The 17,010-nt window shown below is 45.4% G+C and carries 17 protein-coding genes; 13 read left to right on the forward strand and 4 right to left on the reverse strand.

Annotation, left to right across the window (positions count from 1 at the left end):
- Positions 1 to 235 precede the first annotated feature (235 nt).
- The 8 genes from L865_RS0103565 (at position 236) to mutM (ending at position 7,242) form a co-directional block, all read left to right on the forward strand.
- Complete coding sequence (locus L865_RS0103565) at positions 236 to 1,048, forward strand: ABC transporter substrate-binding protein (RefSeq protein WP_028771972.1); 813 nt, start codon at positions 236 to 238, stop codon at positions 1,046 to 1,048.
- Positions 1,045 to 1,752 carry an ABC transporter permease gene (locus tag L865_RS0103570; RefSeq protein ID WP_028771973.1) on the forward strand — a complete coding sequence of 236 codons (708 nt, stop codon included), beginning with the start codon at positions 1,045 to 1,047 and terminating at the stop codon, positions 1,750 to 1,752. Before L865_RS0103565 ends, L865_RS0103570 begins: the two co-directional genes overlap by 4 nt.
- 3 nt (positions 1,753 to 1,755) lie before the next feature.
- Positions 1,756 to 2,478 carry an ABC transporter ATP-binding protein gene (locus L865_RS0103575; RefSeq protein WP_028771974.1) on the forward strand — a complete coding sequence of 241 codons (723 nt, stop codon included), beginning with the start codon at positions 1,756 to 1,758 and terminating at the stop codon, positions 2,476 to 2,478.
- Positions 2,462 to 3,052, forward strand: a complete 591-nt coding sequence (gene mobA, locus L865_RS0103580; RefSeq protein ID WP_028771975.1) for a molybdenum cofactor guanylyltransferase MobA — start codon at positions 2,462 to 2,464, stop codon at positions 3,050 to 3,052. Before L865_RS0103575 ends, mobA begins: the two co-directional genes overlap by 17 nt.
- A gap of 13 nt (positions 3,053 to 3,065) precedes the next feature.
- Positions 3,066 to 4,868: a bifunctional molybdopterin-guanine dinucleotide biosynthesis adaptor protein MobB/molybdopterin molybdotransferase MoeA gene (locus L865_RS0103585; protein ID WP_028771976.1), complete on the forward strand. Its 1,803-nt coding sequence runs from the start codon at positions 3,066 to 3,068 to the stop codon at positions 4,866 to 4,868.
- Positions 4,869 to 4,889: 21 nt separating this feature from the next.
- Positions 4,890 to 5,876 (forward strand): GTP 3',8-cyclase MoaA, encoded by a 987-nt coding sequence (moaA, locus tag L865_RS0103590; RefSeq protein WP_028771977.1) that lies wholly within the window; start codon positions 4,890 to 4,892, stop codon positions 5,874 to 5,876.
- An 80-nt stretch (positions 5,877 to 5,956) separates the two neighbouring features.
- Positions 5,957 to 6,418 (forward strand): hypothetical protein, encoded by a 462-nt coding sequence (locus L865_RS0103595; protein ID WP_028771978.1) that lies wholly within the window; start codon positions 5,957 to 5,959, stop codon positions 6,416 to 6,418.
- 8 nt (positions 6,419 to 6,426) lie between these two features.
- Entirely contained in the window at positions 6,427 to 7,242 is an 816-nt protein-coding gene (gene mutM, locus L865_RS0103600; protein ID WP_028771979.1) for a bifunctional DNA-formamidopyrimidine glycosylase/DNA-(apurinic or apyrimidinic site) lyase, read from the forward strand.
- Between the two features lie 64 nt (positions 7,243 to 7,306).
- On the opposite strand, the gene L865_RS0103605 is transcribed toward mutM, so the two are convergent.
- From L865_RS0103605 to hldE, 3 genes are read right to left on the reverse strand one after another with little or no spacing between them, the layout of a single operon-like run.
- Positions 7,307 to 8,809: a capsule assembly Wzi family protein gene (locus L865_RS0103605; protein WP_245608388.1), complete on the reverse strand. Its 1,503-nt coding sequence runs from the start codon at positions 8,807 to 8,809 to the stop codon at positions 7,307 to 7,309.
- 13 nt (positions 8,810 to 8,822) lie between these two features.
- Positions 8,823 to 9,299: a pantetheine-phosphate adenylyltransferase gene (gene coaD / locus L865_RS0103610; protein ID WP_028771981.1), complete on the reverse strand. Its 477-nt coding sequence runs from the start codon at positions 9,297 to 9,299 to the stop codon at positions 8,823 to 8,825.
- 22 nt (positions 9,300 to 9,321) lie between these two features.
- Positions 9,322 to 10,752, reverse strand: a complete 1,431-nt coding sequence (gene hldE / locus L865_RS0103615) for a bifunctional D-glycero-beta-D-manno-heptose-7-phosphate kinase/D-glycero-beta-D-manno-heptose 1-phosphate adenylyltransferase HldE (protein WP_028771982.1) — start codon at positions 10,750 to 10,752, stop codon at positions 9,322 to 9,324.
- A gap of 229 nt (positions 10,753 to 10,981) precedes the next feature.
- On the opposite strand from hldE, the gene L865_RS0103620 reads away from it, so the two are divergent.
- From L865_RS0103620 to L865_RS0103635, 4 genes are all read left to right on the forward strand, one after another.
- The gene (locus L865_RS0103620; RefSeq protein WP_028771983.1) at positions 10,982 to 11,989 is read left to right on the forward strand and encodes a glycosyltransferase family 9 protein; all 1,008 of its coding nucleotides are present in this window, start codon (positions 10,982 to 10,984) and stop codon (positions 11,987 to 11,989) included.
- 55 nt (positions 11,990 to 12,044) lie between these two features.
- Positions 12,045 to 12,998: an ADP-glyceromanno-heptose 6-epimerase gene (gene rfaD / locus L865_RS0103625; protein ID WP_028771984.1), complete on the forward strand. Its 954-nt coding sequence runs from the start codon at positions 12,045 to 12,047 to the stop codon at positions 12,996 to 12,998.
- Between the two features lie 114 nt (positions 12,999 to 13,112).
- A complete protein-coding gene (locus tag L865_RS0103630) occupies positions 13,113 to 13,532 on the forward strand; it encodes an FAD synthase family protein (RefSeq protein WP_028771985.1) in 420 nt (139 codons plus the stop codon).
- Entirely contained in the window at positions 13,533 to 14,612 is a 1,080-nt protein-coding gene (locus L865_RS0103635) for an iron-containing alcohol dehydrogenase (protein ID WP_028771986.1), read from the forward strand.
- Here L865_RS0103635 and L865_RS0103640 read toward each other — a convergent pair.
- Positions 14,601 to 15,659: a CDP-glycerol glycerophosphotransferase family protein gene (locus tag L865_RS0103640; RefSeq protein WP_028771987.1), complete on the reverse strand. Its 1,059-nt coding sequence runs from the start codon at positions 15,657 to 15,659 to the stop codon at positions 14,601 to 14,603. The genes L865_RS0103635 and L865_RS0103640 overlap by 12 nt on opposite strands.
- Positions 15,660 to 15,881: 222 nt before the next feature.
- Here L865_RS0103640 and L865_RS0103645 point away from each other — a divergent pair, with 222 nt between their 5' ends.
- On the forward strand, positions 15,882 to 16,997 hold the full coding sequence (locus L865_RS0103645; RefSeq protein WP_028771988.1) for a glycosyltransferase family 9 protein: 1,116 nt from the start codon (positions 15,882 to 15,884) through the stop codon (positions 16,995 to 16,997).
- The last annotated feature ends 13 nt before the right edge of the window (positions 16,998 to 17,010 follow it).

Below are 17,010 nucleotides of genomic sequence, written 5' to 3' on the forward strand. Positions count from 1 at the left end.
TTCTATCATCATAGTTAAGAAAATTGGTCAGCCTGAACCACTAATACTGGGCTTTGGGACATTATGTCTGGATGTTAATTTATGAGCTTGCGACGTGGCTCACACTTTAACCACTGTTTGTGACTCGGCAATTCAGCCCGAAAACTTGGCATTCAACTTGCTATCTAATGACTGATATTTATTGTTTAGCGATGGGATTGGCTTTCATCGCTCGTTTTATTGCCAGGGAGCATCAATGTTTAACGTAAAAAAAGCGTTTGGTTTCGCCATTGCAGCCACACTCATTATTGTATCGCCAGTTAAAGCTGACGAAATTATTAAGCTTGCCACGACTACCAGCACTGAAAACTCAGGACTACTGAAAAATTTATTGCCGACTTTTGAAGCTGAAACTGGCTACAAAGTACAAGTCATTGCTACCGGTACCGGTAAAGCATTGAAATTGGCGCGCCAAGGTGATGTGGATGTGATCATGACCCACGCGCCTGCCGCTGAAGCTAAATTTGTTGAAGAAGGTTACGGTTTGAACCCTCGTGGCATTATGGCTAACGATTTTGTGATCTTAGGCCCGAAAAATGACCCTGCTAAAATCCGTGGCAGTAAGACAGCTGAGGAAGCATTTGCTAAAATAGCCAATTCTGGTGCCACGTTTATCTCTCGTGGTGATAACTCTGGCACCAACATGAAAGAGATTATCATCTGGAACAAAGCTAACATCGACAACAACTTCCCAAGCTATAAGGCCGTTGGCCAAGGCATGGGTAAAACATTGTTGATGGCAAATGAATTACAAGGCTACACACTTTCAGACCGTGGTACTTTTGTTGCTTATAAAGCAAAGTTAGATTTAGCAATTGATTTTGATGGTGGCGCTGCATTAGCTAACCCCTATCAAATCATGCAAATCAACCCAAGCAAGTATCCTGATTTAAACCACGCCGGGGCAAAAGCTCTAAGTGACTGGCTAATCAGTGCCGAAGCTCAAGGCATGATCAATAGCTATAAAGTACAAGGTGAGCAACTATTCAAGGCAACATATAGCGAATGAACGACGGCTGGTTAGCCCTTATACAGCAGGCATTGAGCCTGCTGTTTTCTTTAGACCCTGAAGTTTGGTCTATTGTATCTGTCTCTTTTTCTGTCTCTTTTGCAGCACTAGCCATCACACTAATACCCTCATTAATATTAGGGTTTATATTGGCGTTTGGCCGTTTTCCTGGTCGCTGGCTGGTCACCAACTTAATTCAAACTCTGCAATCCATTCCTACCGTCGTCATCGGCCTGCTGGTCTATTTGATGCTAACTCGCATGGGCCCTTTGGGCGATCTTAAGTGGCTTTTCACCCAAAAAGGGATGATTTTAGGCCAAATGCTCATTTGTGCGCCGGTGCTCGTCGCCATGAGTCAGGCCGCTTTTACCAGCGTAGATAGACGGGCTTGGGAAACCTCACGCACCTTAGGTGCATCGTGGGCCCGAGCAGTTTGGACCGTTTGTCGTGAGCTAAAAGTACCGCTGTTAATGGCCATTGTTGCGGCGTTTAGCCGGATTTTAACCGAGGTTGGTTGTTCAATGATGGTGGGTGGCAACATCGCCGATGTGACTCGAAATATTCCCACAGCCATTGCTTTAGAAACCAGTAAAGGTGACTTTGCACAAGCCATTGCGTTAGGCCTAGTACTGCTAATTCTGTCACTTGTGCTTAACTTTACTTTAGGCACATTGCGCGGCAAAGCCGAACCAAGGAGTCATTAATTGATGGTTAAACTGACTGCTGACAATATTGAAATGCGCTTTGGTGAACGCTTGCTGTATCGTTTTCAACATTTGAGCTTAGCGCAAAACCAAACCATACATTTACAAGGTGACAATGGCTCAGGCAAAACCACATTAATGAAAATGTTTGCCGGACTCATTGCCCCCTCAAGCGGTGAAATCAATATTCAAGGTGCTGACTCTTTACCGTGGTGGCGACGTAACCCACTATTGGGCAAAGCCGTCTATCTGCACCAGCATCCATACTTGTTTGAGGGCAGTGTCGCGGCAAATTTAAGTTATGTGCATTCGCTTTGCGAAGGTGATAAAGCCACCATCATGGCGCGCACCGAGCAAGCGGCTAAATTAGCGCAACTCGACCACCTAATGCAGCAAAACGCGGCCAACTTATCTGGTGGCGAGCGTCAACGACTGGCAATAGCCAGGGCCTGGATCATGCAACCAAAGCTACTGATGCTGGACGAGCCGACGTCCAACATGGACAAGCTATCTCAAGAATTGGTACTAACACTGATTAAAGATTTGCAGAAACAGGGAACCGGCATGTTAATCAGCAGCCATCAGGCCTGTGTGTTAACTCAGCTATGCAATCAAATGTGGAAGATTGAGCAACAAGGCTTGACGAGTACGCAACATACGCCGACCATGGCAAAATACAGCAACACAGGTCAATCTCAGGAATTTAGTTATGTCACAGCAAGTTGATGCCGTGATCCTCGCCGGCGGTAAAGCACGTCGTATGGGCGGAGATGATAAAGGGTTGGTACTGCTAAACGACCAACCAATGATAAAACATGCCATTGATAGGGTACTTCCGCAAGTTAAGGAGATCCTGATCAACGCAAACCGTAACCAAAGTGAGTATGCTAAGTTCGATTTCCCAGTGATTAGCGATGAAGACTCGGGTTACCTTGGTCCGCTGGCAGGCATGATTACCGCCATGGCCCATACTCAAGCCAAGTATTTGATGGTAGTGCCCTGTGACTGCCCATTACTGCCCACCGATTTGGTTGAGCGAATGGTCAGTGCTTTGGAGAAACAAGGGGCAGACTTAGCGGTTGCCAGTGATGGCAAACGAGAACAACCAGTAGTGATGCTACTGAAACCTGAATTGCGAGACTCCATGAAGGCGTTTCTTGATGCAGGTGAGCGAAAAATCGATTTTTGGTACGCGAAACATCAGTATGTCGTCTGCGAATTTGCAGACCAACCTAATGCGTTCGTCAATGTAAATACGCCAGAACAAAAACAACAACTTGCTGAGGCAATTGCCCACTAAAATTGAGGTGTGAATGAGCATTCCGTTTAATAATCCGCTGTCTATTCCCGTACTCGGATTCTGTGCTTATAGCGGCACAGGAAAAACCACTTTGCTTAAAAAGCTCATTCCAGAGCTTAATCGTCGCGGCATTCGCTTAGCAGTGATTAAACATGCTCACCACAATTTCGATGTCGATATTCCTGGCAAAGATAGCTTTGAGATGCGTAAGGCCGGTGCAAGGCAAATGCTGGTTGCCTCGCACATTCGTTGGGCGTTAATGACCGAAGATGAAGTCGAAGATGCCCCTAAGCTGCCGCACCTGCTGCAACAGATTGAACAAGACCAAATTGATATCGTGTTAGTCGAAGGATTTAAAAAACTAGCACTACCAAAAATTGAGTTACACCGTGCAGCTCACGGTAAACCTTTTATCCACACCCATGATGACAACATCCAGGCCATCGCTTGCTGTGATGATACCCAGCTACCCAGTGACCTACGCCGTCTCGATATTAACAATGTTGCCCAAATAGCCGACTTTGTTATTGAATACAAAGATAACTACCAAGTTAAATCAAAATTGCCATTGCAAGCGGCGCCAGAGTGCGGTTGTGAGCTCGACAGCAGCAAAACGCTCTCAGTACGTGCCGGCATCGACAACATCTTATCTTATGTCACTCCGGTCACTGAACAACAAACCGTTGCGTTGGATGAACTGAGTAACCGTGTATTAGCCCAAGACGCCATCTCGCCAGTAAACGTGCCGCAGCAAACTAATTCAGCGATGGATGGTTATGCCTTTAAACATAGCGATCCTATGCTTGAACGCTACACCATCGTGGCTGACGTGATGGCAGGCCACAGCTACGATAAAACTCTGCAAGCAGGCGAAGCGGTACGCATCATGACGGGTGCCCCCGTCCCTGCGGGCGCCGATACCATCCAAATGAAAGAGATGGCCAGCGAATCAGCTGAGCACGTCAGTTTTTCTGGCGATATCAACCATGGCCAACATGTGCGTCTTGCCGGTGAAGATATCGCCCAAGGTAAAACGGCACTGGCGGCACATAACCGCCTGCAAGCAGCCCATCAAGGCATGCTGGCATCACTTGGATTTGGCGAACTACCGGTATTTAGAAAGCCCGTTGTAGCGGTCTTCTCCACCGGTGATGAAGTGTGTCAGCCGGGTGAACCACTGCAACCCAACTGCATCTACGATTCTAATCGCTACACCATTAAGTCGATGGCCAAACAACTGGGTTGTGATGTGATTGATTTAGGCATCATCCACGATTCAGAAGCGGCACTGATTGAGGCACTAAAATCTGCCGCGATCAAAGCCGATGTGGTGATCAGCTCAGGTGGTGTGTCAGTGGGTGATGCTGACTTCATCAAGCTGGCCCTTGAAAAAGTCGGTCAGATTAACTTCTGGCGTATCAATATGCGCCCGGGTCGTCCTTTGGCCTTTGGTCAAATTGGTGACAGCTTATTCTTTGGTCTACCCGGTAATCCGGTTGCAGTAATGGTGTCATTCATGCAATTTGTGCAGCCAGCATTACGCAAATTGGCTGGCGAACAAGATTGGCAAGCTCCGTTAATTCCAGCGATTGCCGATGTGAAGATGCGCAGCCGAAAAGGACGCACCGAGTTTACTCGCGGTGTATACCACCTTGGCCAAGACGGCCAACTGCACGTAACCACAACAGGTGCACAAGGTTCAGGAATGTTGAGTTCGATGGTAAAAGGAAATTGCCTGATTGTTATCGGTGAAGATGACGATCAAATGCTGCCTGGCGACACCGTCTATATTCAACCATTTTCCGACCTCTTGTAGGTATTGTTGTAGGTAAAAGTTATGAGTTTGATTGTCGATACCTTTGGGCGAACGGTGGAATATTTGCGTCTGTCGGTGACCGATAGATGCGACTTCCGCTGTGTGTACTGCATGAGCGAAGATCCCTGTTTTTTAGACAGAGAGCATGTATTGAGCTTAGAAGAGCTAGCCTGGATCGGCCAAGCCTTTACCGAACTCGGGGTAAAAAAGATTCGCCTGACCGGTGGCGAACCCTTAGTGAGAACCGACTGCGATCAGTTGGTGAAATTACTGGGTGATTTACCTGGGCTAAAAGAATTATCCATGACCACCAACGGTTCTCGATTGACCCGTTTTGCCGAAGAAATGAAGCAATCAGGCCTTAGTCGACTCAACATCAGTCTCGACACACTCAAACCAGAGCTGTTTACTCAACTGACGCGTAACGGCAAGCTTGAGCGGGTCATTGCAGGTATTGATGCCGCTAAAGCTGCAGGCTTTACACGTATTAAGATCAATGCGGTGATTTTACGTGGTCAAAATGATGATGAGGTTCTCGACTTAATTGAGTTTTGTCGAGAACGTGAACTCGATATTGCCTTTATTGAAGAGATGCCATTAGGCATTATTGATGAACGCAAAAAAAGTCGTCATTGCAGCAGTGACGAAGTCAAAGCCATCATTAATCAACGCTATGCCCTACACTTATCTGACAAACGTACTGGTGGCCCGGCACGCTACTACACTATGCCGGGCAGCAATATTCATGTTGGCTTCATCTCTCCCCATAGCAATAACTTTTGCCATGAATGTAATCGTGTCCGCGTTACGGTTGAAGGTCGGCTGTTACTCTGCCTCGGCAATGAAAACTCTGTCGATCTAAAAGCAATAGTACGCCAATACCCCGGTGATATTGAGCGCTTAAAAACGGCCATTCTTGATGCCATTAAGCTCAAACCAAAAGAACATCACTTTGGACCAGAAGGCGATACCCAAATACTGCGCTTTATGAATGCCACAGGCGGATAAGCAGCTACGCTATTGAGACAGCGCCATTGCATGATAAACTCACCCTATCTTATCAAGGATAATGACGAGTTTATTTAGCCATGGCGCGCTCACAAAAGTCGAAGAAGAAATGGAACAATATCATTATTATCGCCTCGATATTAATGGTATCTGTATTAACCCTTCTAGATGATAAAACCGCTAAACTTCCAGACGATGCAGTGGCGATGTTTGACCAATCTGCGCCGCTGTCGCAGCTCCAATTCGATGACTATTGGCTTGATGGTGCTGGCTTTCGCTGGCAATGTGATGAGCGTGTTCTTAATTGCCAGCAATGGGCCGAAGCCTGGAAAAATATTATGATTTCACCTCAGGGCTATTCACCTGCGGTGGACAGCGTACCCCATCAATTACAGATCCAAGTGGGTGATATCAACGAACCTCAAAGTTGGTGGTTTTATGCCCAAGAAGGGTTACTTAAATCCCCTGCCGGGAATTGGTATCTTATCCCACCGAGTTTACGCCAAGCCTTAACTCCCATTATTAAAGCTGGACAGGAATAATCATCACCATGCCAGAGCTCCCAGAAGTTGAAGTCACCCGCCAAGGTGTTGCCCCGTATCTGATTGACCAAACCGTTACTGAACTTACAGTGCGAAATCCGTCACTACGTTGGCCAGTGCCTGAATTGGCACAGCAAATCGTCGGCCAAACCATCACTCAGGTTCGCAGGCGCGCCAAATACTTACTGATTGATACAGCTGCAGGCACCACGATTGTCCATCTTGGTATGTCCGGTAGCTTACGTATTGTGCCGTGGCATACTCCAGCTGAGAAGCATGATCATATCGATCTACACTTAGCAAACGGTAGAATGCTCAGGCTCAATGACCCTCGCCGTTTTGGCGCGTGGTTGTGGTGTGAGTTGCCAGAGCAAGCCCATCCACTGTTGCAAAAACTGGGGCCGGAACCCTTAACTGATGACTTTAATGCAGCGCAACTTGCAGCAGCGATTGCCAATAAAAAGAAAGCCATTAAATTGTGCTTGATGGATAACCACATCGTCGTGGGGGTCGGCAATATCTACGCCAATGAAGCACTGTTTGCCGCTGGCATTCACCCACAAATGGAAGCGGGCAAAGTCGACTTAGCAAGATTGACGCAGTTAGTCGCCGAGGTGAAAAAGATTTTAGCTAAAGCCATTGAGCAAGGTGGCACCACCTTGAAAGACTTTACCAATGCCGAAGGCAAACCGGGCTACTTTGCCCAAAAACTGCATGTTTATGGCCGTGGAGGAGAAACCTGCAGCCAATGTGGGCATTTGCTCAGTGAGATAAAACTGGGGCAGCGGGCAACAGTATTTTGTAGCTTATGTCAGACTAAATAAGCGAGCTGAATAAAAAAGGGCTAACAATAAGTGTTAGCCCTTTTTTTGTGCCTAAACAAATGGTTTAGAAACGATATTCATAGGTACCAAATAACGTTGCATCAGTATCTTTATCGGCCGATTCAAATTCTGATTGTGATACCGTGCCGCCAATACTCATCATACCTTGCCAAATTGGCATGCGATAACTGAGCTCCAGCATCAATAAATCTTCTTTGCGTGGTTGCGGCGCCCACCCATGTGCAGGGCTGCTGCCATCTTTATTCAATTGAGCATAGCGTAGTATAGAAGTGATGCCTCTGCTGTTACTAAATTGACCCACCATACCCAATGCATAGACCACAGCATCACTATCATAGGTGCTGCCCAGTGAGCGGTCATAATAACGTGAGCCACTTTTGTAGGTAGAGTGTTCGTAGAAGCAATTAAAGACATTCTGGTTGGTGCCACAGGCGACCATCGTATCGCTGTACTCAAAAAATAGCTTATATTGTTGATTGTCAAAGTCGATACGAGTATCCACACCAAACATTTTGGCACAATCAGCCAAATCCCAAGGCATAGGACCACTAGAATCTTCACAGGTGCGTTCTAAATAGATCCCTACCGGAATGTCAAACCAAGTATCAGCGTAACGAGCATCAAAGCCAGCCATTTGGTTACCGATTTTGGTTTCCATAGCCGGATCGCATGAGCTGGCACCATTAGCACATTCGGTATTGCCTGCAATGGCATCCCACAGTGTACCTATGTCACAAGGCTCGCCTTCACCACAAAACATCGTTGTCCAAGAGAAGCCTAACTCAAGCTGACGCAGGGGCCTGATGGTACCGCGAAAGCTCCATAAAAGTGGGTTTTCTACCGCCCGCTCCTCTTCTAAGCGGCTTATGCCTGTTGTTAATGTCCAAGGGCCGATCCAAGATAACCAAGGTGTTTCAAATGCCGATGCATTATTACGAGTTAGCATCAATGAGGGCATCGGACGAGCATTACTCGAGCGATGTAAGGCAGAGTCAAACCCTGGACCCCACCATTGATCTATGGTCCCAGCAGTGACCATCCAATTACCGAGCGCCATCGCAAAATACGAATCATCTAAACGCACTTCTTTGTCATCAGCCGGATCATAGTGAGCAGAGGCAGAGACTTTAACCGCAAACCGATCCCCTAAGTACTCGTGGGATACTTTCACATCACCTTGCTCACGATAGTCGGAGCCAAAATGTTGAAAGCGAGCGGGGTCTGTAGCAGCTGCGGCCTTGATGCTTGTGTTGCCAAAATTACCTACCGCACGGCGATAATAAAAATTAACTCGCGCAAATGCGTCAACTAAACCAGCGGACATCAACGACGGTTCCGCTTTGGCCAAGTCTTGTCCGATACCAGACCACATTAATGGATACGTATTGATTGGAACAGTAATCACACCCGCATCCGCTAATGCTTGAATATCAGCCCGCAAATAGATATCTGATGTATCTACCCAAGGCGCAGCAACTAACTGGGCACAGCCAAAAAATGCGAAAAGAGCGATACAACTTGCTATCAACTTTTGTTTGATAAACATCATGGTTGATTTGCTATCCCTGTTTAAGAAGTGCCTTAGACACTTCTGGGTGGACAAACTGACTGACATCACCACCGTGTAATGCCACTTCTTTCACCAAGGTAGAAGAGATAAAAGAATTCTCTTCCGCAGGCGTTAAAAATACACTTTCTAACTCTGGGCTTAAGCGACGATTCATATTCGCCAATTGAAACTCATATTCAAAATCAGATACAGCCCGCAGACCACGAACTAACACGCTGGCTTGCTGCTCTTTAGCAAAATCCACCAACAGTCCTGAAAAACCCACCACCTCGACATTATCTAGATGAGCGGTCACATGTTTCAATAACTCAACTCGCTCGGCTAAGCTAAACCTTGGTTGTTTAGACGGATTAGCCGCAATGCCAATCACCACATGTTTAAACAGTTTGGCTGCTCGCTCAATCAAGTCGGCATGGCCGTTGGTTACCGGGTCAAAGGTGCCGGGATAGATAGCTCTGGTATGCATAGTGTCACTAGCCTCTATTCAATTACTGATTAGCCATAATATTTTCGATAATTTTGGTCGTTGATATTCCATCTTCAAAGCAGAGCACTTTGACAACACCACCTGCCGCAATCACTTCTTTACCACCAGCAATCTCTTCAATCTTATAGTCACCGCCTTTAACCAAAAGATCTGGTAATAAACGGGCAATCACTCGCTGCGGCGTATCTTCACTAAATGGAATCACCCAATCAACAGAAGCAAGTCCTGCCAACACCGCCATACGACGATCAACCGGATTAACCGGACGGCCATCGCCTTTAAGGCGGCGAACAGAGTCATCGTCATTCACTGCAACAATTAACCTATCGCCTTGGGCCTGTGCTTCTTGTAAATAACTCACATGCCCAGCATGCAAGATATCAAAGCAACCATTGGTCATCACCACTCGCTCGCCACGCAATTTTGCTTGCTCGAGGGCATAAACCAACTGATCTTCGGTCACCACCCCAAACCCCATTTCACCTTGGGTGTGTGATAGCGCCTCTACCAGCTCAATGCGGCTTACCGTTGAAGTCCCCAGCTTAGCAACAACAATGCCTGCTGCGGTGTTGGCAATAGCACACGCTTCTGGCATATCGCTGCCTGCAGCTAGTGATGTAGCGAGCGCAGATATCACGGTATCACCCGCACCAGTCACATCGTGAACTTCACGTGCCACAGTAGGAATATGCAACTCAGTGTTTTCAGCAGTAATCAGAGTCATGCCTTTTTCTGAGCGCGTAACCAACAGCGCTTCAAGATCAAACTGTTTCAGCAGCTTATGGGCTTTCTCGACTAAATCGGCTTCACTGGTCACCGTACCAGCGACGAGTTCAAACTCATGCAGGTTGGGAGTTAATAATGTAGCACCACGATACTTAGAAAAATCGCTACCTTTAGGGTCAACCAGTACTTTAACCCCTTGGGCTTTGGCTTGCTGGATAAATTCGCGCGGGTCTATCAATGCGCCTTTGGCATAATCAGACAAAATAACCACATCAACATCAGGCAGCGAGGCCACTGCACTATCTAGCAAAGCTTGGCTATCTGTTGCTGAATAAGGTTCTTCAAAATCCAATCGAATTAGCTGCTGATTACGTGACATAACCCGTAATTTGGTAATGGTGGGTTTCTCGACCACCGTATGCCACTTAGGCGTTACCCCTAAAGCCTGAATACCTGTAGTAAGCGCGTCTGCATTCTCATCTTGACCAACGATTCCAGCCAAAGAGACATGCCCGCCTAAAGTCGCGATATTCAATGCTACGTTTGCCGCTCCGCCAGGGCGATCTTCATTTTGATTAATCCGCACGACCGGTACTGGTGCTTCAGGCGAAATACGCCCTGTGGGTCCGGTCCAATAACGGTCTAGCATGACATCGCCGACCACTAAAACTTTAGCTTTTTCAAATGCTGGCAGAGAAACCTTCATAACGCTCATTCTTTTGCAAAAAATTAGCTGGTAATTGTACCTAATTTTATTGTCATCTGTTACTTTTCATCGATTTTTATCTAGCTAACTTAGGTATTAGCGCTAATTTTTGGCCACCACCCACCAGTTAAAGCTGTTATAATGTGCCACTTATGTCGAATACCCTATTGAATCACAGCGATGAACTCAGACATCTGTAGATGATTCGATTTAACTATACGAATTAACGATGAAAAGAATCCTGGTTTTTAGGCACGATAAAATTGGCGATTTTGTGCTGTTGTGGCCGGCGTTAAGCTTGCTCAAAAATGCACTGCCTGACGCCAGTATTGAAGTCTTTGTCGCGCCAGTTTTGAAGTCTTTCGCGCTTGCGTGTCCATACATCGATAATGTGATTGTTGACACTGGTGATGATGCTGCCATTCGCAAAGAGATTGCCCAGAGAAAATATGATGCTGCGCTGGTCTCCTTATCCCAGTTTCGAATCTACAAAATCATTCGCAACTTACCCATTCCTTATGTTTTAGCCCCTAAGCACAACTGGTATCAGTATTTTTATAAGCACCGCACTGATGCGCAGTACAAAGTAGGCGAAGGTTGTTGGCGTGGTGGCTGCATGTTGGTGGAGCATTTCTTAACCGAACACAAGCTCGACATCCCTGCATTGCCAGAGCAATATTGGGATGTCAGTGCTGAGCGCGACCACTGGCAACTGTATTACGGTAAACAAGCCGATGAAAAACTCATTTTTGTTCATCCGGGTACGGGTGGGTCCTCTGGCAGTTTAACCCCTGATGATTTTGTAAACCTATTGACCCAAGTTAACCATGCCAGTATCCACAAATGCCGCTTTGTTCTGACTTATAGCGGTGATGAAATTGTATTGGCACAGGCGATTTTTGATAAGCTTACACAAGCTAATATCAATGTAGAAATGGCCACCCCACTGAAAGATTTAACCGATTTTGCGAAATCGATCGTGGCGGCAGATATGTTTATGGCCGGTTCAACAGGGCCATTGCACATTGCAGGACTGCACAATGTACCCACGGTTGGATTTTATGCCGGACGTAGCTCGCAACCCAAAGTGCGCTGGCAAACACTCAGTCAAAGTCATAAGCGACTCGCTTTTACCCCACCTGAAGGGAAGAAAACTGGCCGTAATATGAGCCTGATTGATTTTGATGCTACCGCAAAATCTATTGCAGAATTTTTGAACACTTACTACAAAGTATAGAGACTAAGGCACAGCGACATGGCCGTTTAATGTCGCCCTAAATGTGGAATTGAATATGATAGTCGTAACAGGCGCAGCCGGATTTATTGGCAGTAACTTAGTAAAAGCCCTCAATGATATGGGTCGCAATGACATCATCGCCGTCGATGACTTGACTGATGGCACCAAGATGTTCAATTTGGCCGACTGTGAAGTGGCTGACTACTTAGATAAAGATCAATTTCTCCAACAGATTGAAGCGGGTCAATTTGATGGCCAGCTAGAAGTTATTTTTCATCAAGGCGCATGCTCTTCCACTACCGAGTGGGATGGTAAGTTTATGATGAGCAATAACTATGAATACTCAAAAACTCTGCTGCATTTTTGTGACCGTAACCAGTGTCAATACATCTATGCCTCCTCTGCTTCAGTTTATGGTGGCAGTGAGAAGTTTGTCGAGCAACGTGAGTTTGAAAAACCACTCAACGTTTATGCTTACTCGAAGTTTCTATTCGACCAATACGTACGTCAGCAACAGTTAAATTGCCAAGTGGCAGGATTGCGATATTTCAATGTTTATGGTCCAAGAGAACAACATAAAGGTGGCATGGCCAGTGTGGCATTCCATTTCAACAACCAAATCAAAGCCAACGATATTTGTCGATTATTCGAAGGCGTTGATGGCTTTGAACACGGTCAACAATTACGTGACTTTGTGTATGTTGAAGATGTGGTTAAGGTCAATATTTGGTTGTGGCAAAACCCAGAGGTCTCTGGAATTTATAACTGCGGCACCGGTCAAGCTCAGAGCTTTAATGACGTAGCCAATGCAGTGATTGGTTATCATGGCAAAGGTAAAATAGAGTACATTCCTTTCCCAGATAAGCTAAAAGGCGCTTATCAGAGCTATACCCAGGCCGACTTAACCCAGTTACGACAGGCCGGTTATAGAGCAGAGTTCAAATCAGTAGAACAAGCAGTGCCTGAATACCTAGCCTGGCTAGCAGAGCAGCACTTTATTGGCGAGTAAATATTAAAATTAACGAAAGCTTAGCTCGTTAACAGCAAGCTTAACGCCTTCGTATGTAAAACTATCGCTAGCTCATCTTGTTGAGCTAGCAGCTTAAACTTCAAATGGTGCAATATGTCCAAAAAGGTATTAGTTGTTGGTGTTTTTGATCTATTTCATCGAGGTCATGTCGAATTTCTAAAAAAAGCAGCAACTTTTGGTGACGAACTGATCATACTGATCAATGGTGACGAGATGACAGAGAAGTATAAACGTCGCCCGATATACTCAGAGCAAGATAGGGCTGCCATTTTAGAATCAATGGCATGTGTATCCCTTGTTGAAGTGACTAATAGCTTTGATATTAAGCCAATAATTGAAAAACATGATATCGACGTTATTGTCCATGGAGACGACTGGGAACATCAATCTTATTTAGCACAAATTCGCTGTACAGAAGAGTACTTGCAACAGCAAGGTGTTACTGTCGCCTATACCCAATATCATTCAACAGTTAGCACCAGCGCATTGTTGCAGCGCATTAAGGAATCTTAATTGCAAAATACTATTGGTAAGTTAAATACTAGACAACTTGAATTCCCAGCCCAACTGATTGTTCGCCAGAATGCTGTTGCGGCATCAAGTGAATTACTAGAACAACTATCGACCAATAAAGTAGTCATTGCGTTAGACGAAGGAGTCAGGCAACTCGCGCAGCAGTCATTGGCCTTTCTCGACCAGCGTAATTTAATCACTCATGCCATCAGTGCAGCTGATTTTGAAAATATTAGCCAAATTGATATGTTGTGTGCGCAACAGCAAGTCGACACCGTTATTGCATTTGGTGGCGGTAAAGTTTTGGATGCGTGTAAACGGCTTGCGAGCTTAAGAAACGTAAAATTAGTAGTCATACCAACCGCACTTTCAAGCGACTGTATCTCTTCACCTGTTGCCGTTATTTTTGATAAAGAGGGCAAGAAACTCAGTTTACCTGCAGCTATTCCGAATTTTATTATTGTTGATACTGATATCTGCGCCCGAGCACCAACGAGATTAACTCAGGCCGGTGTGGGCGATTTATTATCAAATTACAGTGCGCTTCTTGATATGGAATATGCAGAAAAGCAAGCTGAGATTGATGGGTTTTCATTTTTGCTAGCCAAATCTGCAGCCAACGAAATTCTGTATATGGGCAGCAAATCGTTAGATGATCCAGAAATAATCAATCAGTTAGCTGAAGGCCTTATTCTGTCTGGTTTGGCAATGGGATTCTCTGGGGATTCTCGCCCTTGTTCAGGCGCTGAGCACTTAATCAGTCACGCCTTAGACTTCTTGCAATTAGGCCATGGTTTACATGGTGAGCAAGTCGCCTTGGGCACTAAGTATTGCCATTATTTACGTAAACTTTTGGGATTACCCAGCCTCAACCCACAAGTTATCACCACTTTGGATGGACTAAATATCCAAAGTTCACCGGCAGCATTAGGCATTAGCCGAGAAGATTTCTTTAAAGCGTTAGAGATAGCCCCAAGTATGCGTAAAGGGCGGATTACATTTTTGGAGCAACTTGCTCATATTCCTCAAGCAACACTCCAGCAAGCCTATGCTGATGCTTTCGAACCATTAACCCAGTAAAAAGTCGACAATGCGCTTACTGCATTGCCCATCAACCGTACCGGCCAACTCATCAGTATACTTAGCCCGCTCAGCTGCGAAAGACTCAGGCTGGGCAATTTGCTGATCTACCACCTGTTTCAACTCTTTATAAGACTTGGCATGGGCGGCAACACCGGCATATCGATACAGGTCTTCATCCATTCGTTGATTAAAACGAAACTTGAAAATACCTCGATAGCTCCAGCGTAAATGGTAAAAATCACACCACACAACCGGTTTATCTAGCGCGGCAAATTCAAATAATGCTGAAGAAGCATCACTAATCAATAGGTCGGCACTGGCCATAAACGGCAATAAATTGGTTTGTTCTGCCGTTGCAAGATAAGCATTGTCAAAGCTCGCCCAGTGCTCCAATAGTTGCTTCTGCTTTTTATAAGCCGGCTTACTCAAAGAAAAATAATGCGGCTTCAGTAAAATATTGTAATCACTAAAGGCTGTAGGCCAATGCTTAGCCATTTTCTCAATACTGCTGGGATAGAATGTGGGTGCGTACAATAAGGTGGGTTTAGCCGGGTCTAAACCAATTGCTGCCAAATCAAGCCCAGACTCGGTTCCCTGAATAATAGGGTCAAGTTTAGCGTAGCCGGTATCAATAAACGTTTTGTCAGGAAACATACCTTGCAAACGCTTTAAGCGATACTGACCTTCAACAAAACGTACGTCAAAATCAGAATCTGACACTGTGTAATACACAGCTTTTGGGCCGATACCATGCTGCATCAATGCCGTTTTACAGATGCCTTTAAGTTTCGAGTCACCTTCAAAGGTATTGCCAAAAATCACCCACTTAGGCTGTTGATCAATATAATAAGCCAATGCTTGCTGCTGATTGTCTACCCAAGTGACCGATAGCTGATACTCTTCAACTAAGTGCTCTAAGGCAGCCTGCTGATCCTTACTACGGTAGATAACAAAGTGTACCGACTCGCCTCGCTTCAGCAATTCATGCATAACGGGAAGATATTGCGGTAGATAGTAGGGGTGTAATGCATCGAAGCAAATCAAATCAAAATCGGCCTTTTAAATTGTTAGCAAACACGACTTAAGCTGGGTTCTATACCAAGGTGACGATAATAGCATAATCACATAATGAAACTATATCGCGATAGGCAATTGTCTACCTTGGTTAAAAAAATCACCTTATTCCCCATTGAGACTGGCCGCTAACTTTCATATTCCAGCCAATTCAGGGTATGCTTAGCCAGTCAAAAATAGGAACGATTACCCATGCCAATTATCTCTGCTGCGCGACTAGCTCAATGCCAAAAAATGTTATTTATGTCCCCTGTGGCTTTAGGCGATTTTCTCTATTTGAAAACATTTTTGGTTGCATTTAAACAGCAGTTTCCGCATATCACAATTGATATTTGGTTAGATGACAATCGCTGTAATAGCGACGCATGGCGCTTATCTCGCAGCAAAATTTTACAACAGTGGATGGACACTGAAGGCGCTTTTAATATGACTTTTGGCTGCACAGACTCTAATGAAGCTATGCAACGCCACGCTGACCTAGCGAAAAAGCAGCAATATGACATTATTTTCTGCCACACGGTGAGTAAAAGCCGACAATACTCGCATTTGGCTCGAGAGATATCAGCCAAGGCTTTCATCGTTTCTAGCATCCCTAAAAAAGCATCATTTGGCTTACTAAACAGCTGGTTCTTCCGCCACTCAGATGCCACTTTTGTTTTACAAGACAATATGTTGCCAGCGGCGCATCATATCACTGATCGCTATCAACTTATCTTTGAAAAAATCACTGGAATGCACCTTTCAAAGCCAGATATGTTGCCAAACTTAGTGGTACCTACAACTATCTTGCCAGTGACAAAAACTTGGCTAGAGCAGCAATTCCCCAACCCGAATAAACAGGGGAAATTGCTATTTATGAATCACTTATCAACCAATGTAAAAAAAGATTGGCCGATAGAATATCTATTTTCACTGATCAAACAGATAGCACAAGCTAGCGATGAGCAGCGCTTCATCATCAACACCACGCCGGAAAGTTACCATGAGGTGAGTCTAGCGACTAAAGCCTTTACTGAAGAGTCAGGTTTACAAGTGGCAGTATTTACCGTCAATGAGCACTTTTTTGAGCTACCCTCACTCATCGCCGCTGCAGATTTTGTCATAACAGTAGATACTGCAATTTTGCATTTTGCCTTTGCAGCAAAACGACCTTTATTGGCGATGATGCGCCAGAAGAAACCGTACTGGGCACCACCAGAGTCACCCACGTCACACGTTATGTATGCGACCGAAGGTAAAGGCCATATTGCAGATATTTCCGTAGAGCGCGTGTTGACCAAATACACTCAAATGATCCATAACGACTAATCCCTAAGGCAAC

Source organism: Shewanella waksmanii ATCC BAA-643 (assembly GCF_000518805.1).
GTDB lineage: Bacteria > Pseudomonadota > Gammaproteobacteria > Enterobacterales > Shewanellaceae > Shewanella > Shewanella waksmanii.